This window comes from Flavobacterium sp. KACC 22763 (genome assembly GCF_028736155.1).
Lineage (GTDB): Bacteria > Bacteroidota > Bacteroidia > Flavobacteriales > Flavobacteriaceae > Flavobacterium.
The window spans coordinates 109,496-130,013 of record NZ_CP117879.1; the positions used below are offsets into that span (position 1 = coordinate 109,496).

The following is a 20,518-nucleotide window of genomic DNA, read 5'->3' on the forward strand; positions in this document are numbered from 1 at the left end:
ATGTAGCAAAAGTAAACTGTAAAATCAAGATTTTGGTATTGGAAATCAGTAGAATATGTTTTTTAGAGGATGAATGAGATTAGAGATTTTAGCAATGTCTGCTAAATTATTTCTTCTTCAATTGTTCAATTTTATCTTTGATTTCAGAATGTGAATAAGACTTTCCTTCTTTTATATCTTTTTCGGGAGAATTTAAATCTTTATTATAATTATTTGAGTTTTTTAAAGTCCAAGATTTTTGTTCATTATAATTCAAAAAGCTCCAAGCCACAATACGACTCGTTTTTTGTCCTTGAGACATTTCAATTGTTTTAACCGAAAGGGCATTTACTTTTTTCAAAGTTTTATAAATCGAAGAAAGATTCTCTTTTTTAGAAACTAAAGTTGTAAACCATAAAACCTGTGAAGGATATTTAGCACTTTCGTAAATCATTTGTGTGATGAATCCGATTTCGCCGCCGTTGCACCATAATTCTGCATTTTGTCCTCCAAAGTTTAAAACTGGATTTGCATTTCTTTTTTCTTTCGGATTTAAATTTGAAACTTTTCTAGAAGTGCTTTTATTCGCTTCTTCAGCAGATGCATGAAAGGGCGGATTACACATCGTGAATGCAAAACGATCTTCTGACGTAATAATATTTTTAAAGATAAATCGAGGTTCGGTTTGCTGTTGCAAGCTAATTGAATCAATTAATTCTGGATTGGCTTCAATAATTTTAGCGCAATTTTCAATAGATTTTTGGTCGATATCTGTTCCTACGAAACTCCAATTGTATATTGAATTTCCTAATATCGGATAGATTAAATTTGAACCTGTTCCGATATCTAATCCTAAAACAGTACTGGTTTCTGGAATTTGATTGTTATTGCTTTCAGCCAATAAATCGGCTATGTAATGAATATAATCGGCGCGTCCTGGAATTGGTGGGCAAAGATAATCTTTAGGAATATCCCAGTTTTGAATGTTGTAATAAGTTTGAAGTAAAGCCTTGTTTAATGTTTTTACCGCAAGCGGATTACTGAAATCAATCGTTTCGATTCCGTGTTTATTGATGGAAACAAAAGCTTTTAATTCTGGACAATTTGATATCAGTTTTTCAAAATCATATCGGTTTCGATGAAGATTACTTGGGTGTAAATTGTCTTTTTGTGAATTGTCGTTTGTTTTCATTTTCATTGATTTCGAGTGCAAAGATAGGCATTCCTTTTTTGAAGAAAGAGTAGTTTTGAAAATGAGTGCCTAGCCCTGATGGGAGCGACATCCTTTTGTGGTGGGGTTCACCACAAAAGATATAGCGGACAGCAGGAAATAGCTTCTAATCAAAACATTCCATTAAAAGCAAATCGCCTTCAAGATGTGTAATGGTTACGATTCCGTCTTTTTCGACAGAATTACTGCTTCCGGTTCTGTAACCGATCGTGAGTGTATCGTTGTTTAATTCGTATTTTAAATTTGTTGAAGAAATTCCGTTTACAACACCAATCGGAATTAACGAAATAGGTGTTTTTGCTGTATACCATTTTTCGAATTTTGTTGGCAGCAGGAATATTTTTGAATGGTCGTCAAGAATTACAATTTTGAGTAAATCTCTATAGCGAACAATTTGTGTAAGGTTTGTAATGGTATGATCGGCACGTTTTCCAGTTGCCCAAACGACGTTTACGGCAGGAATTTTTCTTTCGATAAGATAATCAAAAGCTTTTTCAAGATCGGTTTTATCTTGATCTGGGGTATGAACGATTTCAATTGGAAATTGTGAAGTCTTATAAATTTCAGGATCAAATCCGCGGTCAAAATCACCCAATAAAACGTCAACTTTTATACCTAATTCAATCACTCTTTCAATAGCCGAATCTAAAACGATAACCAATGGAGACCATTCTAGCAATTGCCCTAATAATTCAGGATCGCAGGCAGCGCCATTTGCAATGATTAAAGCAGGTTCCTGATCGTCTCGGACTATATGATGTGATGACATGTATGTTTTTTTGAATGTTTTGCAAAGGTAATGTTTACAATCTAGAATCAGAAATCTAGTAGTCTTCGGTGGTAATTTATCTGTCCTAAATGGTAAGCTAAATGAGTTGAAAGATGAATTAAGAAAAACCCGGTTGTCATTTCTTTTTCGAAAACAATCTGCGGATAAATCGCTTCTAAATCGGCTTCTGTTAGATTATCTAGAGCATTGTTTACAACTGAAATTGTGTCTTCAACTTTATGAATCAATTCTGCTTTTGGGATATCTTTTAAAGAAAATTCTAAAGGACGATTTCTAACATATCCAGTTTTGCCAATTTCTGCGCCAATGAAGGCATTTATATTTCCAATTAAATGAAGGCAAAGGTTTCCAGCAGAATTGGAAATACTTTTATCAATTGTCCAAATTGAACTTTCATTTTGATAAGACTCAATTTCGCTTTTTAGTTTGTTTAAATCTCGATTAAAAAGTGTTTTTAGCGTTTCTAGTATCATAATTATTATCTGTTTTTTATCGGAATCCAGATTTCTTCTTCAGAACTTGGATCATCTTTTTTGTATTTTTCATTCATTACAGCAAAATGAGGCCTGTCATCAACCGTGTAATCAGAATTTGGAAGCCAGTCTGCAAAAATATAATGATAGGTTTTATGTCCTTCTGAAGCAGGGCCTAAATGAAGAAAAACGGCATACAAACCATGAGGTATAATAAGAGTTTCCATTCCCTCTGGAATAGTTGAATAATCTGAGACTTCTACTGCGGCCCATTTTTGAAAACTGTCATTAGGGTCAAAATCATCAAAATGATTTTCTTTGTAAACCTCTAAAGAATATAAATTGGCATTAACTGTATTTCTAATTTCTTTTCGATTTGGCATAAAACCATTCCATAATTGAAAAGTTTTATTTTCAATAAAAGACATTTCTAAAAAATGCCCAATGAGTTTTTTTTCGTTTAAGGTTTTGATTATTGGTTTCATAATTATTCAATTTTGTACTTTTTTGTGCTGGTTTCACTTAAGGAAAAATAGCCAAGAGGATAATTGTCTTTATTAGTTACATTGACAATATTTCCTTTTACAGTTGCTGGAGGGGACTGAAATGGTCCGCCAACATTTGTTCCGGCAATACTTACTAGAATATTCATATAATTGTAATATTGTTTAGAAATTCCGTAATGTGTTACAAGAATTTCATCTCCAGCTTTCAAATCTTCATCGTCGGTTACGCTATAAATTTCATTTCCTTGGTAAAATTTATCCTCAGAAACATAATAATTAGAAGTCACTTTACTCGAATAAACATACTTAAATAAGTAATAATTTTCTTCGTCGCCAGGATCTGTAAAATAACTTTTGATTTCAATGTCTTTTCCTGTAAAACCACCATCATTTTTTTGCTCAATTCTTGTAATTGGCGCAACTGATTTTAAAGTTTCATTTGCGATGTATCTGCTTCCTCTGCTTATGACCGTTAGCGTATATTGCTCGCCTACAACAGGTTTGAAATTAACGCATGAGTATTGCCCAGTTTTTTTGATTTCAATAAAATTAAACTGTTCATTGTGACTATCTTTTATATAAACAATTGCACCAGAAACGGTTGGAATTGAATTTTCAAAATAACCAGTTGTTGTAGTCAGCTTTATGATCTGTTCATTTCCTGTCGTCCCTTTTTCCCAGTTTATTGATGCTTCAATAACCAGTCTTGGAGGAGCGGTGTCCAAATCAACATCTACTACTTCTTCACAGCTTGTGAAAAAAAGTGATGTAAAAAATACGATAAAAAAAACTAATTTTCTCATAATTATATCTTTAGTTTTTGAACTAATTTTTTAGAATTTGAAATTATAACTTACTGCAGGAACAATTCCGAAAATAGATAATTGCACGGCTTCATTTACCCCAGTATCAACATTTTGCCTGAAGTTGATTGATGCGGCGTTCATACGATTATAAAGATTGTAGATACTGAAAACCCATTCGCCTTTCCAGTTTCTCTCTTTGTTTTTTCTTGGCGTTAAAGTTGCAGAAATATCCAAATGATTGTAAGAAGGAAGACGATTTTCATTTCGCAAACCATAATTTGGAACTACAATTCCTAAATATTCATATTGTCCATTCGGATATGTTACAGGCTGTCCTGACTGCAATATAAAGTTAGCACCAAAAGACCATTTATCATTTAAATTATAAGCAGATGTAACGGCTAAATTGTGTGTTTTGTCATAAGCCGATGCGTACCATTTGCCATTGTTAATTCCGGTTTCGTCTGGCGTTCTTCCAGGAGTCTGCTGTTCAGATCTTGATAATGTATAGGAAATCCAGCCATTAAATCGACCTTTGTTTTTCTTAACCATGAGTTCTAAACCATACGAACGCATGTGGCCATTTAAAATAACCTGTTCGATAGCATTGTTGGCAATTAAATCGGCTCCGTCTATGTAATCTAATCTGTTTTGTATTTTTTTATAGTACGTTTCTACTTCTAAGGAATAGGCGTCATTAGAAAAATTTCTAAAATACCCGAGCGCTACCTGATCTGCAAGCTGAGGTTTGATATAATTGTCACTCGGCATCCAGACATCAAGCGGAGTAGGAGAAGAGGTGTTTGAAATTAATTGAAGATATTGCGCCATTCTATTGTAACTCGCTTTTATAGATTGATCTTCATTTAATTGATAAGAAAGAGAAAAACGCGGTTCAAAATTATCATAACTCTGAATGACTTTATTTTTACTGAAATACTGAGTTGAGGTTGGTGTTCCTTTTTCGTAAATCTGCATATCAGAATTAAATATCACGGCTTCATTATTGTCATAATAATTAATGGTCGAAGCGCCTAATCTATAAAATAAGCTGTATCGCAATCCGTAAGCAACAGTAATTTTTTTAGAAAGCTGACTTTCTGCATCCAAATAAACAGAAGGCTCAAAAGCATATTTTTTGTCTAATTGATCAGGGTTTATTCCTGAATCTTCGCCAGTTGGTTTTATGGTTCCAGGATTAAAATCATAGTAGATTCCGTTTACGCCATAATTCAGTTTTAGTTTATCTGAAAGATAATGTTTAAAATCGTATTTAATGTTGTAGTTTTTGATTCCAGAATCCCAGTTGAATCCCGCAAAATCAAGATCTAATCCGTAATAATAATCGCTGTAAATTAAAGAGAGATTGGAGAATAATTTATTAGAGTACAAATGATTCCATCTCAGGTTTAAAGTTGAATTCCCGTACGTATTGGTAAAGCTTTTGTTGAGTCTAAAAACGTCTCGACCAAAATAACCAGATAAATACAAACTGTTGTTGTCGTTGAGTTTATAGCTTAATTTGGTATTTAAATCATAAAAATAGGCAGCATTATCTTTATCATCTTCAGAAAATTTTAGAAAAAGATGTGCATAAGAAGCTCGTCCTCCAATGAGAAAAGACCCTTTGTCTTTTACAATTGGGCCTTCAGCCAATAAACGGCTTGAAATTAATCCGATACCGCCATTCATGTGAAAGTCTTTACTGCTTCCGTCTTTTTGATAAATTTCTAAAACAGAAGAGGCTCTTCCGCCATAGCGTGCTGGAATTCCACCTTTATACAGTTTTAAATCTTTAATAGCATCAGGATTAAAAACAGAAAAGAATCCGAAAACGTGAGAAGAATTAAAGATAGTCGCTTCGTCTAGAAGAATCAGATTTTGATCTGCACCGCCTCCGCGGACATTAAATCCTGAAGCACCTTCGCCTGCATTAGTAACGCCAGGGAGCAATAAAATAGATTTTAAAACATCAACTTCTCCTAAAACAACTGGCATTTTTTTTATGGTTGAAATAGAGAGTTTATTCACGCTCATTTCTGGCGATTTGACATTTGTTTTGCCTTTGTTTTCTGTAATGACAACTTCTTGAAGTTCTTCGCCATTTCCTTCGCTAATTGAGAAATTAGTTTTTGTATTCTGATTTAAGGAAATATGTTTTTGAATGGTTTGATAACCAATATAGCTGATTTCGATTTCGTATTCTCCTTCTGGTGCAGAAAGTGAATAAAAACCGTATTCGTTGGTTGTAGTTCCTATTTTTAGGGAAGGAATATAGATATTAACTCCAATTAAAGTTTCGTTGTTTTTGCTGTCGCTAATAGTTCCGCTAAGAGTGAATTTTTCCTGCGCAAATGAGGTTAGAATCGTTAAAATAAAAAGAAAAAATGTGCAGGTATTTTTTGTAATCATTATATTGATTTTGATTTACATAGTTAACAAATTCTTACTAAATATTCTTACGGAACTTTTGTTAAACATAAGTTAAGATAAAAAAAGGACAACCTTTTGAGTTGTCCTTTTTGTTTATTTAGAAATACAGATGTATTCTGAATTATTTGATTTTAGAAACAATAGCGTTGAAAGTTTCACTTGGACGCATTGCTTTGCTTACCAATTCTGGTGTTGGTTGGTAGTAACCGCCAATGTTTTGAGGTTTACCTTGAGCACCAATTAATTCTGCATCGATTTTAGCTTCGTTAGCTTCAAATTCAGCAGCGATTGGAGTGAAGATTGCTTTCAATTCAGCATCTTTAGTTTGAGCAGCCAAAGCTTGAGCCCAGTAGAATGCTAAATAGAAGTGAGATCCACGGTTATCAATCTGACCCACTTTACGAGCTGGAGATTTATCGTTTGCTAAGAATTTATCGTTTGCTTGATCTAATGTTTCAGATAAAACAATTGCTTTAGAATTGTCTAAGGTTTGTCCTAAATGCTCTAATGAAGCACCAAGAGCTAAAAATTCTCCTAATGAATCCCAACGTAAATATCCTTCTTCTGTAAATTGCTCAACGTGTTTAGGAGCAGAACCTCCAGCACCAGTTTCGAACAATCCACCACCATTCATTAAAGGAACGATAGAAAGCATTTTAGCAGAAGTTCCTAATTCTAAAATTGGGAATAAATCTGTTAAGTAGTCACGTAATACGTTTCCAGTTACAGAAATAGTATCTAAACCTTTGATGATTCTGTCTAAAGTAAATTCAGTAGCAGCTACTGGGTTTAAAATACGGATATCTAAGTTTGTAGTATCGTAGTCTTTAAGGTATTTTTGAACTTTTACGATCAATTCTCTGTCGTGTGCTCTGTTTTCGTCTAACCAGAAAACAGCAGGAGTGCTAGATAAACGAGCTCTGTTTACAGCCAATTTAACCCAGTCCTGAATAGGAGCGTCTTTCGCTTGACACATTCTGAAAATGTCATTAGCTTCAACGTTTTGTTCCATTAAAACAGTTCCGTTTGCATCTACAACACGTACAACACCATCACCTTTAATTTGGAAAGTTTTGTCGTGAGATCCGTATTCTTCAGCTTTTTGAGCCATTAATCCAACGTTAGGAACACTTCCCATTGTTTTTGGATCAAAAGCACCGTGTTTTTTACAGAAATCGATAGTTGCAGTATAAACTCCAGCGTAAGAACGGTCTGGAATAACAGCAAATGTATCTTGCGCTTTTCCTTCTTTGTTCCACATTTGTCCAGAAGTACGGATCATTGCTGGCATAGAAGCATCAACGATTACGTCTGAAGGTACGTGTAAGTTTGTAATTCCTTTGTCAGAATTAACCATTGCCAAAGCTGGTCCGTTAGCGATTGCTGCATCAATAGCAGCTTCAACTTCTGCCTGCTCAGGTCTTCCAGCGATTTTAGCGTAGATATCGCCTAAACCGTTTCTTGTGTCAACGTTTAATTCAGCGAATAAAGAAGCGTATTTTTTGAAAACATCTGCAAAATATACTTCAACGATAGCGCCAAAGATAATTGGATCAGAAACTTTCATCATTGTAGCTTTTAAGTGTACAGAAAGTAAAACTCCTGCAGCTTTAGCTTCAGCGATAACATCAGCTGCAAAAGCTTTCAATTTGCTTACGCTTAAAACAGAACTGTCAATAATTTCGCCAGCTTTTAATGGAGTGCTTGCTTTTAGAACAGTTGTAGTTCCGTCTTTAGCAACAAATTCGATTTTTACATCGTTTGCTTCGTTTACAGTTAATGATTTTTCACTTCCGTAAAAATCACCGCCTGACATAGAAGCTACTTTAGTTTTTGAGTCAGCAGACCAAGCACCCATTGAGTGCGGATTTGCTTTTGCGAAGTTTTTAACTGCTCTTGGAGCTCTACGGTCAGAGTTTCCTTCACGTAAAACTGGGTTTACAGCAGAACCTAAAACTTTTGCATATTTTGCTTTAATTTCCTTTTCAGCATCATTTTGTGGATCTTCTGGGAAATTTGGTACGTTGTATCCGTGAGATTGTAATTCAGCAATAGCCGCTTTTAATTGCGGTACAGATGCTGAAATGTTTGGTAGTTTAATAATGTTTGCTTCTGGCTGAGTTGCTAATTGGCCTAATTCAGCCAACGCATCTCCAGTTTTTTGAGCATCTGTCAAAGAATCTGGGAAGTTTGATAAAATTCTTCCTGCCAGCGAAATATCTCTGGTTTCGATTTCAATTCCAGCTGTTGCTGTAAAAGCTTGAACAATTGGTAACAAAGAGTACGTTGCCAATAGAGGCGCCTCATCAGTTAAGGTGTAAAAAATTTTTGATTTATTCATTTTCTTTTTTTTTTATAATCGTATCGTCAGGAGTTAACGATGTAAAAGATATATTCGGCTCAAAATGAGCGGAGCAAATATAATAAAATCACAACGAAAACGGTTGAGTTTTGAAGAGAAATGATGAAATTAACAGATTGTTATTTCGAGCTCGTTAAATTGCTAAATCGATGATTTTGGTATTAAAAAATTACAGTTTTGATAGTGATGAAAATAGAACATAAAAAAAACTCGTTTCAAGCAGTATGAAACGAGTTTTTTATAACATTTTGATAAATGATTATCTTCTTTTATCTTTAATCTTAGCTTTTTTACCAGTAAGTTGTCTGAAGTAGAAAATTCTAGCTCTACGTACAGCACCTTTCTTGTTAACTTCGATTTTTTGTAAAGCTGGTAAGTTTACTGGGAAGATACGCTCAACACCAACAGATCCAGACATTTTACGGATAGTAAAAGTTTCTGTAACTCCAGAACCTCTTCTTTGAATCACAACTCCTTTAAAGAACTGAGTTCTTGTTTTTTCACCCTCTTTAATTTCGTAGAAAACAGTGATTGTGTCTCCAGCTCCGAAATCTGGGAAATCTTTTTTAGCAACGAATTCGTCTTGAACGAATTTTAATAAATCTGCCATGATAATTTAAATTATGGTTTTATATTAGAGCAACATGCACGGATCTCGCCAGAGGTTGGTCAAATTCGGGTGCAAATGTAAAAAATAATTATAAATTATGAATTATAAATTGTAAATTATTTTAACTTGTTGATAAAAAGGTTTTTATGTTGTGGTTTAGATTAAGTAATAGTCTCAGTTTTCAGTCTCAGTTACTGAACACTGAGACTGAAAACTAAAATCTTACTTCGGCTGTTGCTGTGTAACACAATGAATCATTCCTCCGTTTGCATATAAATTTCGAACATCAATACCAATTACTTTTCGAGTAGGATACAAACTTTGAATTAGCTGATTAGCCACAACGTCATTGGGATCATTATAATTTGGAACTAGAACAACAGTGTTTCCAATATAAAAGTTTACATAAGAACCTTTGTATCCTAAGTTTTTACCGTAAGTTGTAACAACATTATTTTTAGACAATGGCAATTTTAAGAAAGTATAATTTTTACCATTTTTATCTTTTGAGTTGTATAAAGTACTAATGTCATTTTGAGGAACTTCCCAATACAATAAATCATTTTCATTCATGGTTACAATAGTGTTTTTATTGCCAAAACGAGCAAATCCATCAATATGCATGTCCGTAATTTCTCTTCCTGCTTTGCCGTCTAACCAAATAAAATGAGTTGTTCCAAGATATTTTTTAAAATTCGCTTCGGCTTGCTGCTGCGTCATTGAAGGGTTTCGATTTGAATTTAATATTGAACTTTTGGTAGCCATTAAAGTACCATTTCCATCTATTTCTACAGCTCCACCTTCATTAATCATTGTTTTGTTTAAATCTACAATTGTAATTTTTTGATCTGAAGCGATTTGGGAAGGAATCATGTCGCAATTTTGAAAAGCAGCTTTTTTGCCCCAACCATTAAATCCCCAATCTTGAATAACTAATTGATTGTTTTTGTCTTTTACATAAATTGGCCCATTATCTCTTACCCAAACGTCATCGGTTTTATAAATTTTAAATTCAATAGAAGATAATGAAACTCCAGATTCTTGTAATAAAGCTTCAATACGGCTTTTCTCGACAAGGTCGTAGGCAATAATAAAAACTTTTTCACTTGTTATTAGTGATTTAGTCATGGCGATCCATGTTGCGTCTAAATCATTTCTGTAATCAATTCCATATTGATATTGATGTGGCCATTGAAGCCAAGTTCCTTCATGTGGAGCCGATTCTTCTGGCATTGTGTACATAACTTCGGTATTTTCTATTTTATCTGTAATTATATTCATTTCATCCCCTTGACAAGAAGAGATTAGAGGAATTAATAATAATGTAAAAAAAAGTTTTTTCATCTTAGTTGATTTGTTTTTAAATATTTAGTGCCTTTTTGTACCGATAACTTGACGGGACAAATGTATTTCTAAATAGTAATTGAGAAGTTGTCCAAAATGGACAATTTAAATAAGAGGAATATAAATAGCTGTAAGATAATCAGCTGGCGTTTTGCAATTTGAATCGTTTTTGATGTATTGTTCAATAACTGGTAAATGAGATATTTCAAAATCATTACTTAGGAACCATCCGCCAAAAATTTGCTGATAAGTGTCCTCCAGGGTTTCATAAGATCCTTGATGAAAAAAACGGGCATATCTGCCGCCAAAAAGTTTTTTTGTTGGAAGATTTCTAATAAGAGCTTCAGTAACGATACAGGCTTCATACGTACATTTCGATTTTTCGGTAATTAGAATATCGTCTGTAATAATACCAAAGTAATCTGAAATGGGTTCTGCAATTTCATTTTCTAATAGAGAATCCCAAAGAGTTTCTATCTCAGGATTAATGTATGAAGTTTTGCAGCTGGAATAATAAGCGGTTATTTCTGGAACAAAAACAATTTCAGGTTCTAAAATGCAAACAACAAGTTCTTTTGGGTGAAAATCATTTAAAAGAAATTCTTTTTGATTTCGTGCAGCAGAAGGAGAACGTTTAAAATGTTTTTTGAAAGTCTTGGAAAAAGACTGTACATCAGCAAAACCAACTTCAAGAGCAATATCTGAAACTTGTTTATTAGAGTATAAAAGTTTTTTATATCCGTTTTCTACTTTCAGTCGAGTCTGATAAGCACCAATAGTTTCTTGAAACAAAGAATAAAAAACACGCTGTAAATTTCGGTAAGAATAGCTGGAAATATCTTCAAGAGCACTTATTGAGATAATTTGATTGTAATTTGTCTCAATATAATTGCGAGTATTATAAATTCGTTTTAGATTCATTTTTTTTTAGTTTTCAGTCTCAGTTTTATCGGGTTGAATACTGCGACTGAAAACTGACCACTTTTTTAGTGTCCTTCCAATAAATCTGGACGTCTATTTTTAGTATGTTCGTATGCCATGTCTTCACGCCACTTATCGATTTTAGCCGCATGACCGCTGGTTAAAACCTCTGGAACTTTCCATCCTTTATAGTCTGCAGGCCTTGTGTAAATTGGACCTGACAACAAATTGTCCTGAAAACTATCGGTCAATGCTGAGGTTTCGTCGCTTAAAACACCAGGAATTAATCTGATTAAGGCATCAGATAAAACTATGGCTCCCAATTCTCCTCCAGATAACACATAATCTCCAATTGAGATTTCTTTTGTGATGAAATGATCTCTAACTCTTTGATCAACACCTTTATAATGTCCGCATAAAATGATAATGTTTTCATACATAGACATTTTATTTGCCATTTTCTGGTTTAAAGTTTCGCCGTCAGGAGACATATAAATTACTTCGTCATATTCGCGTTGGCTTTTCAAATGTGTGATGCAGTCGTCTATAGGCTGAATTGTCATTACCATTCCAGCGCCTCCGCCAAAAGGATAATCATCTACGCTTTTCTGTCTGTTTGTACTGTAATCACGAAGATTGTGAAAATGCACTTCGACCAAACCTTTATCTATGGCGCGTTTCATAATGGAAGCCTCAAACGGACTTCTTAATAATTCAGGTAAAAGAGTAATAATGTCAATTCGCATCTTTATTCGATAATTTTCTTGCTGGCAAAGATACAAATAATGCTATTGAGTCTTTTGGTAATAATTATATAACATACTTGTTAAATTGTGTAAAAGTTAATGTTGTAATTTTATTTATCATTACGATCTTAATTATCAGTGGATAACAACCAAATCCAAACGTAAATTCAAATACTTAATAATGAAAAAAACAATATTAATGTCCGCATTGCTTGCACTTTTTGTATTCTCCTGTGCAAGTACTAGCTCAGCTACGGTCGCTGTGGGAGAAGCTAAATCGAAAGTGCTAAAAACTTTAGGAAATCCTGTAAGAACTTTAGATAATAATCAAAATGGAGAAATTCTTGTTTATGCCGATCAAGTCTTTACTGAAGATGGAACAACGTCATTGGCAGGAGCAAATTATTGGCGTTACAATTATGTGTACATAAATAAAGAAGGTAAAGTTACATCAACGCGACAAGAGAAACAGAATTATCCGCCACAGGCAATTGATTCGGCAAAAATGCAGGGAATGAATTTGTTGACTGCAAAATAAAATGTAGTCCCTACGGGACAAAATCGACGTGATTGATTTTTTTGTGCTACCGATATTTTGTTCCTGACGGAACTTGTGCTCTTTTTCATGAATATTTTCTAGCGATATTTCGTTCCTAACGGAACATGTTCCATTCATGCTTTCAAAATTTGTTGATATTTTGTTCCCAATGGAACTAGATATGTCGGATTTTTTAGGATGATATTATTTTATTATGTTATCGATATTTTGTTCTTGACAGGATATTTTAATTTAGAACATAATCAAAAAAAAGAAAGATAATTCTTTCTTTTTTTAGTTATATTTGTGCGGCATAAAAATATTCCGCTAGGAATAAAATATCGGTAGAAAAAAAAATAGTAAAAGGATTAATGTCCCGTAGGGACTACATCATGGCAAATACATATACACAAATTCATATTCATTTTGTTTTCGCTGTAAAATATAGAAGGGCGATGATTCACAAAAATTGGAAAGATGAATTGTTTAAGTATATTTCAGGCATCATAAAAAATAACAATCATAAACTTTTGGCTATAAAAGGAGTTTCAGATCATATTCATATTTTGATCGGAATAAGACCTGTGCAGTCTATCTCGGAATTGATGAAAAGTGTAAAACAAAATTCATCAAAATGGATAAATGAAAATAAATTTGCGAATAATCATTTTGAGTGGCAAGAAGGATATGGAGCATTTTCATATAGCAAATCTCAATTAAACGCTGTTATCGCTTATATCGAAAATCAAGAACAACATCATAAAAAGAAAACATTTAGGGAGGAATACATTAACTTTCTTGAAAAATTTGAAGTCGATTATGATGAAAAGTTTATTTTTAAGGAATTAATTTAATATTCTTTAATCTGAATATGACTTCACCAAAAATAAAAATCCTTGCTATATCTGGAAGTACAAGAAGTAATTCTAGTAACTTTAAAATTCTGAAATACATTTCAAATTGCTTAAAACCTGAATTTGAAGTAGAGTTTTTTGAAGATTTAGAACGTCTTCCGCATTTTAATCCAGATTTAGATACAGATAATCCTCCCCAAGAAATCACTTTATTTAGAAATAAAATTATAAATGCTAATGGCGTTATCATTTGCACGCCCGAATATGTGTTTAGTCTTCCTGGAAGTTTGAAAAATGCTTTAGAGTGGTGCGTTTCAACCACTATTTTTTCAAATAAAAAGACAGGTCTAATTACAGCTTCAGCTTCTGGCGAAATGGGACACGAACAGCTTTTGTTGGTAATGAAAACAATCGAGGCTAAATTTGATGATGCAACACAACTTTTAATTCAAGGAGTACGAGGAAAAGTTAACGCTGAAGGAGAAATCGTTTCGGAAGAAACTGCAAATGCACTTCAAAACTTTGCAGAAAACTTTAAGAATCAATTTTTATAATATATTTACTTTCTGAAATTTAAATCATTCAAATGATTAGCAGAAGAAACTTTATCGTAACCACAGGTCTTGCTGCAACTGCAGTTTTGGCTTCACCATCATTTGCACTTTCTATGAATAAAAAAGAAATAGGTTTACAGCTGTATACGCTTCGCGATGAATTTCCTAAAGATGTAAAAGGAACTTTAGAAAAAGTAGCAAAAGCAGGCTATACCACTGTCGAGACATACGGTTTTTCAATCAAAGATCAGTTTTGGGGATTAACGCCTCAAGAATTAAAAAAGATTCTGGATGAAAACGGACTAAAAGCAGTTAGCGGGCATTACAATCTTGGAAGTTTCTTATATGACGGAAATACTACAGAATTAGTCGCTTCTATTGAAGCCGCAAAGATTCTAAATAATGAATTTTTGGTTATTCCGTGGGTCGATGAACCTTTTAGAAGAAATATCGAAGATTATAAAAAGATTGCAGCGCGTGTAAACGAAGCTGCAAAAATGTGCAAAAAAGCAGGCTTGAAACTGGCTTATCATAATCATGATTTTGAGTTTCAAAAACATGATGGCGTTACAGGCTACGAAATTTTATTAAAGGAAACTGATAAAGATTTGGTTTATTTTGAATTGGATTTATATTGGGTAATTCATTCTGGAAATGATCCATTAAAACTTTTCAAAGAAAATCCAGGCCGTTTCAAAATGTGGCATGTAAAAGATAAAGACAAGAAAAATAATGATTTAAATACTGAAGTTGGTTCGGGAACAATCGATTTTAAACCTTTCTTCGCGGCAGCAAAACAATCAGGAATGATTCATTTTTTTGTAGAACAGGAAAATAATTTTGCTTCAAATTCTTTTGAATCGATAAAAATGAGCTGTGGTTTTATTTCGAAAAATTTAGTCTAATTCCTGTTCATGAAGAAACTTCTTTTATTGGTATTTGTAATTCTTTTGTCTTGTCAATCTAATAAAAAAGAAAAGACAAATTTAAAGCCACCGCCAGTTCCGCAGCAAATTTTACCGCCTCAACCTTATTTCATAGATATTAAAATTAATGATGTTAAACTTGGGAAACCCGCCTATGGTGATTGGTTGTTTTCTCATAAAGAAAACGGACAAAGTTTCGAACAATTTGTTAGAACTAAACATGTTGTTCCAACAAAAGAAGAAAACATTATTTATTTGCAGCCTATAGGAAAGTTCAATTCAATGCAAATAAAACAAATTGAATTAGTTCGTCAGTATCTGCAAATATTTTTTCAGTTGGAAACTAAGGTTTTAGAAAATGTTTCAAATGAGATTATTCCAAATCATGCCAGACGGATGGGAGACGTTGGGCAAGAACAGTTTTTAGCTGGATATATTTTGACCGATGTTTTAAAAGAAGAAAAACCTAATAAAAGAATTGCTTTAATGGCAATAACTGAAAAAGATTTGTATCCAAAACCCGAATGGAATTATGTTTTTGGATTGGCATCTTATAGAGATAAAATCGCAGTAAGTTCTATGTATAGAATGCAAAAAGAAGCCGATTTTAATTTAGGTTTAGAACGATTGCTGAAAATTTGTTCGCATGAAATAGGGCATATGTTTGGTCTACATCATTGTATTGAAGCCAGTTGTGTTATGAATGGTACAAATAGTATGATAGAAACAGATTCACATTCTATTAGATTGTGTTCTCTCTGTCAAAGAAAATTAAATTCAGGGTTTAATTATGATAATGTAAAACGATTGAAAGAGCTTAAAGAATACTTTAAAGAAAATAATCTTGATGAAGGATTAATGCTAATGGAAAAAGATCTTAAATCAATTAAAAAATAAATAGAAAATGGCAACAAGTAAAGAATTTATAAAAGGAGACGAAATCGAGTGGGAAGTAGTCGGTGAAGGAATTAAGCGTAAGATTTTGGCTTTTGATGAAAGAGTAATGTTGGTAAACGTTCATTTTGAAAAAGGCGGAATTGGTACTTTGCACGATCATTATCATTCTCAAGTTACATACATTGCAAGCGGAAAATTTGATGTTACAATCAGCGGAGTAACCCAGACTCTAAAAGAAGGCGATAGTTTTTATATTCCGCCTCACGCTGTTCATGGAGTTGTATGTTTGGAAACGGGCATGCTGACAGATGTTTTCAGTCCTGCACGAGAAGATTTTTTACAATATTAAAAATAAAAAATCAGTAAAAATCTGCGTTTTCGAGATAGCGAATCTGCATTATCCGCGTTCTAAGAACAGACACGGATTAGACGGATTCGCTATCGCGAAAACGCGGATCTAAGTAGATTTAATTTTAAAAAAAACTTAAATTATAGTTTAGCTTAAATATAGGTGGTATTTTTGCAGCATGAATTTATCTAAAACTAATGTACTGTTTATGGCAGTTTGCACTGGTCTTATAGTTGCAAATCTTTATTACTGCCAGCCTTTGATTGTTTTAATTGCCAACGAATTTAAAATTCCAGAAGAGAGTGCCGGAACGATAACCTATCTTACTCAGGCGGGTTATGCTATCGGATTGTTTTTTATGGTGCCGCTTGGCGATAAAATAGAACGAAAAAGGCAAATTTTGATGACTACTTTTGCTACTGTAATTGCCTTATTAATTGCGGCAACAGCCAAAAGTTTTCTTGTTTTACAAATTGCTTCCCTACTTATCGGAATCACTTCAATAGTACCGCAGCTTATATTGCCTTTGGCCGCTTCTTTGAGCGCGCCCGAACAAAGAGGAAAAGTTGTTGGAACTATTATGAGCGGACTTTTGGTCGGGATTTTGCTTTCGCGAACATTAAGCGGATTTATCGGTCAGGTTCTGGGCTGGAGATCCATGTTTTATATCGCAGCAGGAATTTGTCTTTTGATCTTTTTTGTAATTCAGAGCAAATTTCCACAGAACAAACCACAATTTCAAGGAACTTACGGACAACTGATCCAGTCACTGTTTACGCTTATAAAAACACAGCCCGTTTTGCGCGAAGCAACCGCAATCAATGTTTTCAGTTTTGCTCAATTCGGAGCATTTTGGACCACAATGGTGCTTTTGCTTTCTGGAAAACCTTTCGATTTTAATAGTGCAACAATTGGTTTATTCGGAATCGTTGGTGCGTCTGGAGCTTTAGCAGCACCTCTTGTTGGGAAATTGGGAGATAAAGGAAACTCTAGAATTGCAGTTGGTTATGGTATTTTATTGGTTTTAATCAGCTTTTTGATTTTTTATTTTTCAATAGAAAGTGTAATCGGAATCGCAATCGGAATTGTGTTTATTGATATCGGAATTCAAGGTGTTCACATTTCTAATCAAACTAGAGTTTATTCGTTATTGCCAGAAGCAAGAAACAGATTGAATACCGTATTTATGTCACTGACATTTTTAGGAACAGCAGCGGGATCGGCATACGGTTTGTTGTTATGGAAAATGGGTGGATGGCAGTATGTAACAATTGGCTGTATGGTCTTATCATTATTGTCATTAACAGTGTACGGATTCACATATAAATCAAAATCTAAAAAAGCAAAAGCGCAAATTGATTAAAAAATTAATTTGTAAATTTGCGTTCAAATTAAAAATAACAACATGGAAAACGGAATATACGCTAAATTCAATACTAGCAAAGGTTCAATTTTAGTAAAATTGACACACGATTTGACACCGGGAACTGTAGGGAACTTTGTTGCTCTTGCAGAAGGAAATATGGAAAATAAAGTGAAACCTCAAGGACAAAAGTTCTATGACGGATTAACTTTCCATAGAGTAATAGCAGATTTCATGATTCAAGGTGGTTGTCCAAAAGGAACTGGAACTGGAGATCCAGGTTACAAATTTGATGATGAATTTCACCCAAGCTTAAAACACGATCGTCCAGGAGTTTTATCAATGGCAAATTCTGGTCCAGGAAGTAATGGTTCTCAATTCTTCATTACTCACGTTCCAACTCCTTGGTTAGATAACAAACACAGTGTTTTTGGACACGTTGTTGAAGGACAAGATATTGTTGATGCTGTTGCTCAAGGTGACAATTTAGAGTCTGTTGAAATTATCAGAGTTGGAGAAGAAGCTCAAAAATGGAATGCAATTGAAGCTTTCATTGGTTTAAAAGGTGCTCGTATGAAACGTGAGGCAGCTTTAAAAGCAGAGTCTGAAGCAAAAATGGAACAATTAGCTGCTGGTTTTGATAGAACAGAAAGCGGTTTACGTTATAAAATGATTCAAAAAGGAGAAGGTAAGAAAGCTGAAGCTGGAAAAACAGTTTCTGTTCACTACGAAGGATCTCTAGATAACGGAAAAGTATTTGATTCTTCTTACCCACGTAAAAAACCAATCGAATTCAAATTAGGAATTGGACAAGTTATCGAAGGATGGGACGAAGGTATTGCTTTATTGCAAGTTGGAGACAAAGCTCGTTTTGTAATTCCATCTGATTTAGCTTACGGTCCGTCTGGTGCTGGAGGAGTTATTCCACCAAACGCTGTTTTAATTTTCGACGTTGAATTAATGGACGTAAAATAAGAGTTTAAAAGCAATTTAGTATTGTTTTAAATAATAATCCCATGCGCCGTGGCGTATGGGATTTTTTTATATTTACTTGAATTAAAAAAATACAAAACCAAGAAATGAAAAAAACGATTTTAAGTTTAATGGCTATCATGTTGTTTGCAGCGGCATGTGGCACTAAAAAAACGGCTGTTGCAGAAACTGCTCCTGCTGAGAAGGAAATTAAAGCAAAAGAATTAACACCTGAATTGGCAGCAGGTAAAAGCCTCTATGAGAACAGCTGTGCTAGATGTCATAAGCTTTATGAACCGAAAGCATATACAAAAACAGAATGGACACCGATTTTAGTAAAAATGGGTAAAAAAGCAAAATTAGACGAAACTCAAATGGCTTCAATTACCAGCTATATTGATTCGCAATTGTAATTTTGAGTTTGAGAAAAAAGCATAAAAAAACTGTTCTATTGAACAGTTTTTTTATTTTCAAATAGATATAAAAAAAACACCGTCACAGAATGAGGTGTTTTAAAATTTAAGAATGATGTACCGCCGAATTATCTACAGCGATTACTTTTAAAGTTTTGATTCCAGCAGGTAATTCCCAATCCACTTCGTCATTTTCTTTAAAACCAATAATAGCAACACTTAAAGGTGCTAAAATTGAAATTTTAGATTGTTTTACATCTGCTGCAGAAGGTAAAACGATTTGAATTTTCATTTGTTTCTTAGCTTTTACATCTTCTATCGTTACAAATGAATTGATTCGTATTACCGAACTGTCTAATTCGCTTTCTTTACTAATTACAGCGCGATCTAATTCTTGCGAAAGCTGATTGGCTTCTTTAGTATTTGTTGAGTTTTTACTTTTTAAAATCAATTCTCTTAAAAATTGATAATCTGATTTACAGAAAGTGGGTGTTGGTTTCATATCTATATTGAATTTATTGTTATAAAATTTTAAATGATTTTTTCTCCTTCGAATAATTTACAAGTAAAAATTTCTCTGACTTTTTTAAAAGGCAGAATCGAAACGTTTAATCTGAAAAACAAAAAAATATCTGATCAAAAATTGATTTTTGTCAAATAATAGAAATGTTTAAGCTGATGTAAATCCTCCGTCAAAAAGAAGAAAAGTGAAGTAGACGGAGGCCTAAAAAATAAAGGCCTTATTATGTGAAATAATTACAGCAGGTAGCGGTTTTGCTACGCAAAACGACTTTATAGAAGCTGTAAATGGTGTTTTATTTCCCATAAGGAGGATTAAATTGATCTGCAAAGATACGTAATCTTTTTGAATTTAGTGAGGTTTTACTTCCATTTAATGCCACAACCTAAACTTGGTTTCTGTGGTTCTTTTAAACTTCTGTTGTAAATTAAGGCATCTATAGCGCCTCTCAGATCGCTTCCGCTAAGGGGAATTCCGTTGCCAGGTCTTGAATCATCTAGCTGACCGCGATAGAATAATTTGTCTTGATTATCAAATAAATAAAAGTCTGGCGTGCATGCTGCCTGATATGCTTTTGCCGTTTCTTGGCTTTCATCATACAAGTACGGAAAGTCAATTTTGTTTTCCATAGCAAAGTCAGTCATTAATTCTGGACTGTCTTCAGGGTATTTGACAACGTCATTGCTCGAAATCGCGATTACTCCTAATCCCTGAACGCGATAATCATTGGCAATCATTACAATTTCTTTAATAACATGATGCACAAACGGACAATGGTTGCATATGAACATAACCAAAGTGCCTTTCGAACCTTTTAAATCTTCAAAAGAAAAAGTATTATTCGAGTTGGTGTCTTTTAAATAAAAATCAGGTGCAATTGTTCCTAAAGGAAGCATTGTTGATTCTGTTCGTGCCATTTTATCTGAAATTT

22 protein-coding genes are annotated in these 20,518 nt (G+C 33.6%); 9 read left to right on the forward strand and 13 right to left on the reverse strand.

Translation table 11 applies throughout. From position 1 onward, the window contains the following. Positions 1–106 precede the first annotated feature (106 nt). The 11 genes from rlmF to trmD form a co-directional block, all read right to left on the reverse strand. A complete protein-coding gene (rlmF, locus tag PQ463_RS00440; protein WP_274255794.1) occupies positions 107–1,171 on the reverse strand; it encodes a 23S rRNA (adenine(1618)-N(6))-methyltransferase RlmF in 1,065 nt (354 codons plus the stop codon). 145 nt (positions 1,172–1,316) lie between these two features. Continuing rightward, complete coding sequence (locus PQ463_RS00445; RefSeq protein WP_274255795.1) at positions 1,317–1,979, reverse strand: thiamine diphosphokinase; 663 nt, start codon at positions 1,977–1,979, stop codon at positions 1,317–1,319. A 47-nt stretch (positions 1,980–2,026) separates the two neighbouring features. After that, on the reverse strand, positions 2,027–2,473 hold the full coding sequence (locus PQ463_RS00450) for a DinB family protein (protein ID WP_274255796.1): 447 nt from the start codon (positions 2,471–2,473) through the stop codon (positions 2,027–2,029). A gap of 5 nt (positions 2,474–2,478) precedes the next feature. After that, complete coding sequence (locus tag PQ463_RS00455; protein ID WP_274255797.1) at positions 2,479–2,958, reverse strand: GyrI-like domain-containing protein; 480 nt, start codon at positions 2,956–2,958, stop codon at positions 2,479–2,481. A gap of 2 nt (positions 2,959–2,960) precedes the next feature. Beyond that, complete coding sequence (locus PQ463_RS00460) at positions 2,961–3,782, reverse strand: DUF4249 domain-containing protein (protein ID WP_274255798.1); 822 nt, start codon at positions 3,780–3,782, stop codon at positions 2,961–2,963. A gap of 30 nt (positions 3,783–3,812) precedes the next feature. Further along, complete coding sequence (locus tag PQ463_RS00465; protein WP_274255799.1) at positions 3,813–6,197, reverse strand: TonB-dependent receptor; 2,385 nt, start codon at positions 6,195–6,197, stop codon at positions 3,813–3,815. 142 nt (positions 6,198–6,339) lie between these two features. Next, a complete protein-coding gene (locus tag PQ463_RS00470) occupies positions 6,340–8,559 on the reverse strand; it encodes an NADP-dependent isocitrate dehydrogenase (protein WP_274255800.1) in 2,220 nt (739 codons plus the stop codon). 280 nt (positions 8,560–8,839) lie between these two features. Next, positions 8,840–9,190 carry a 50S ribosomal protein L19 gene (rplS, locus tag PQ463_RS00475; RefSeq protein ID WP_008462155.1) on the reverse strand — a complete coding sequence of 117 codons (351 nt, stop codon included), beginning with the start codon at positions 9,188–9,190 and terminating at the stop codon, positions 8,840–8,842. Between the two features lie 222 nt (positions 9,191–9,412). Further along, positions 9,413–10,534 (reverse strand): agmatine deiminase family protein, encoded by a 1,122-nt coding sequence (locus tag PQ463_RS00480; RefSeq protein WP_274255801.1) that lies wholly within the window; start codon positions 10,532–10,534, stop codon positions 9,413–9,415. Positions 10,535–10,639: 105 nt separating this feature from the next. Next, positions 10,640–11,455, reverse strand: coding sequence for an AraC family transcriptional regulator (locus PQ463_RS00485; RefSeq protein WP_274255802.1), 816 nt, complete (start codon positions 11,453–11,455; stop codon positions 10,640–10,642). A gap of 65 nt (positions 11,456–11,520) precedes the next feature. Next, on the reverse strand, positions 11,521–12,201 hold the full coding sequence (gene trmD / locus PQ463_RS00490) for a tRNA (guanosine(37)-N1)-methyltransferase TrmD (RefSeq protein WP_111365359.1): 681 nt from the start codon (positions 12,199–12,201) through the stop codon (positions 11,521–11,523). A gap of 199 nt (positions 12,202–12,400) precedes the next feature. Here trmD and PQ463_RS00495 point away from each other — a divergent pair, with 199 nt between their 5' ends. From PQ463_RS00495 to PQ463_RS00535, 9 genes are all read left to right on the forward strand, one after another. After that, a complete protein-coding gene (locus PQ463_RS00495; protein WP_274255803.1) occupies positions 12,401–12,739 on the forward strand; it encodes a hypothetical protein in 339 nt (112 codons plus the stop codon). Positions 12,740–13,131: 392 nt separating this feature from the next. Beyond that, complete coding sequence (gene tnpA, locus PQ463_RS00500; RefSeq protein ID WP_274255804.1) at positions 13,132–13,593, forward strand: IS200/IS605 family transposase; 462 nt, start codon at positions 13,132–13,134, stop codon at positions 13,591–13,593. A 17-nt stretch (positions 13,594–13,610) separates the two neighbouring features. After that, a complete protein-coding gene (locus tag PQ463_RS00505; protein ID WP_274255805.1) occupies positions 13,611–14,147 on the forward strand; it encodes an NADPH-dependent FMN reductase in 537 nt (178 codons plus the stop codon). A 32-nt stretch (positions 14,148–14,179) separates the two neighbouring features. Next, complete coding sequence (locus PQ463_RS00510) at positions 14,180–15,052, forward strand: sugar phosphate isomerase/epimerase family protein (RefSeq protein ID WP_274255806.1); 873 nt, start codon at positions 14,180–14,182, stop codon at positions 15,050–15,052. A 27-nt stretch (positions 15,053–15,079) separates the two neighbouring features. Further along, on the forward strand, positions 15,080–15,970 hold the full coding sequence (locus PQ463_RS00515) for an archaemetzincin family Zn-dependent metalloprotease (protein ID WP_274255807.1): 891 nt from the start codon (positions 15,080–15,082) through the stop codon (positions 15,968–15,970). 7 nt (positions 15,971–15,977) lie between these two features. Continuing rightward, a complete protein-coding gene (locus tag PQ463_RS00520) occupies positions 15,978–16,319 on the forward strand; it encodes a cupin domain-containing protein (protein WP_111377891.1) in 342 nt (113 codons plus the stop codon). A gap of 208 nt (positions 16,320–16,527) precedes the next feature. Beyond that, entirely contained in the window at positions 16,528–17,682 is a 1,155-nt protein-coding gene (locus PQ463_RS00525) for an MFS transporter (RefSeq protein WP_274255808.1), read from the forward strand. A gap of 42 nt (positions 17,683–17,724) precedes the next feature. Beyond that, positions 17,725–18,657: a peptidylprolyl isomerase gene (locus PQ463_RS00530; protein WP_274255809.1), complete on the forward strand. Its 933-nt coding sequence runs from the start codon at positions 17,725–17,727 to the stop codon at positions 18,655–18,657. Positions 18,658–18,761: 104 nt separating this feature from the next. Beyond that, complete coding sequence (locus tag PQ463_RS00535) at positions 18,762–19,067, forward strand: cytochrome c (RefSeq protein WP_111377894.1); 306 nt, start codon at positions 18,762–18,764, stop codon at positions 19,065–19,067. 106 nt (positions 19,068–19,173) lie between these two features. Here PQ463_RS00535 and PQ463_RS00540 read toward each other — a convergent pair whose 3' ends face one another. Continuing rightward, entirely contained in the window at positions 19,174–19,569 is a 396-nt protein-coding gene (locus PQ463_RS00540) for a GreA/GreB family elongation factor (protein ID WP_095931379.1), read from the reverse strand. A 380-nt stretch (positions 19,570–19,949) separates the two neighbouring features. Then, positions 19,950–20,504, reverse strand: a complete 555-nt coding sequence (locus PQ463_RS00545; RefSeq protein ID WP_274255810.1) for a thioredoxin family protein — start codon at positions 20,502–20,504, stop codon at positions 19,950–19,952. Positions 20,505–20,518: the final 14 nt, after the last annotated feature.

Coding starts and splice junctions, on each gene's coding strand:
- rlmF (WP_274255794.1), bottom strand. CDS start 1,171: ATGAAAACAAACGACAATTCACAAAAAGACAATTTACACCCAAGTAAT.
- PQ463_RS00445 (WP_274255795.1), bottom strand. CDS start 1,979: ATGTCATCACATCATATAGTCCGAGACGATCAGGAACCTGCTTTAATC.
- PQ463_RS00450 (WP_274255796.1), bottom strand. CDS start 2,473: ATGATACTAGAAACGCTAAAAACACTTTTTAATCGAGATTTAAACAAA.
- PQ463_RS00455 (WP_274255797.1), bottom strand. CDS start 2,958: ATGAAACCAATAATCAAAACCTTAAACGAAAAAAAACTCATTGGGCAT.
- PQ463_RS00460 (WP_274255798.1), bottom strand. CDS start 3,782: ATGAGAAAATTAGTTTTTTTTATCGTATTTTTTACATCACTTTTTTTC.
- PQ463_RS00465 (WP_274255799.1), bottom strand. CDS start 6,197: ATGATTACAAAAAATACCTGCACATTTTTTCTTTTTATTTTAACGATT.
- PQ463_RS00470 (WP_274255800.1), bottom strand. CDS start 8,559: ATGAATAAATCAAAAATTTTTTACACCTTAACTGATGAGGCGCCTCTA.
- rplS (WP_008462155.1), bottom strand. CDS start 9,190: ATGGCAGATTTATTAAAATTCGTTCAAGACGAATTCGTTGCTAAAAAA.
- PQ463_RS00480 (WP_274255801.1), bottom strand. CDS start 10,534: ATGAAAAAACTTTTTTTTACATTATTATTAATTCCTCTAATCTCTTCT.
- PQ463_RS00485 (WP_274255802.1), bottom strand. CDS start 11,455: ATGAATCTAAAACGAATTTATAATACTCGCAATTATATTGAGACAAAT.
- trmD (WP_111365359.1), bottom strand. CDS start 12,201: ATGCGAATTGACATTATTACTCTTTTACCTGAATTATTAAGAAGTCCG.
- PQ463_RS00495 (WP_274255803.1), top strand. CDS start 12,401: ATGTCCGCATTGCTTGCACTTTTTGTATTCTCCTGTGCAAGTACTAGC.
- tnpA (WP_274255804.1), top strand. CDS start 13,132: ATGGCAAATACATATACACAAATTCATATTCATTTTGTTTTCGCTGTA.
- PQ463_RS00505 (WP_274255805.1), top strand. CDS start 13,611: ATGACTTCACCAAAAATAAAAATCCTTGCTATATCTGGAAGTACAAGA.
- PQ463_RS00510 (WP_274255806.1), top strand. CDS start 14,180: ATGATTAGCAGAAGAAACTTTATCGTAACCACAGGTCTTGCTGCAACT.
- PQ463_RS00520 (WP_111377891.1), top strand. CDS start 15,978: ATGGCAACAAGTAAAGAATTTATAAAAGGAGACGAAATCGAGTGGGAA.
- PQ463_RS00525 (WP_274255808.1), top strand. CDS start 16,528: ATGGCAGTTTGCACTGGTCTTATAGTTGCAAATCTTTATTACTGCCAG.
- PQ463_RS00530 (WP_274255809.1), top strand. CDS start 17,725: ATGGAAAACGGAATATACGCTAAATTCAATACTAGCAAAGGTTCAATT.
- PQ463_RS00535 (WP_111377894.1), top strand. CDS start 18,762: ATGAAAAAAACGATTTTAAGTTTAATGGCTATCATGTTGTTTGCAGCG.
- PQ463_RS00540 (WP_095931379.1), bottom strand. CDS start 19,569: ATGAAACCAACACCCACTTTCTGTAAATCAGATTATCAATTTTTAAGA.
- PQ463_RS00545 (WP_274255810.1), bottom strand. CDS start 20,504: ATGGCACGAACAGAATCAACAATGCTTCCTTTAGGAACAATTGCACCT.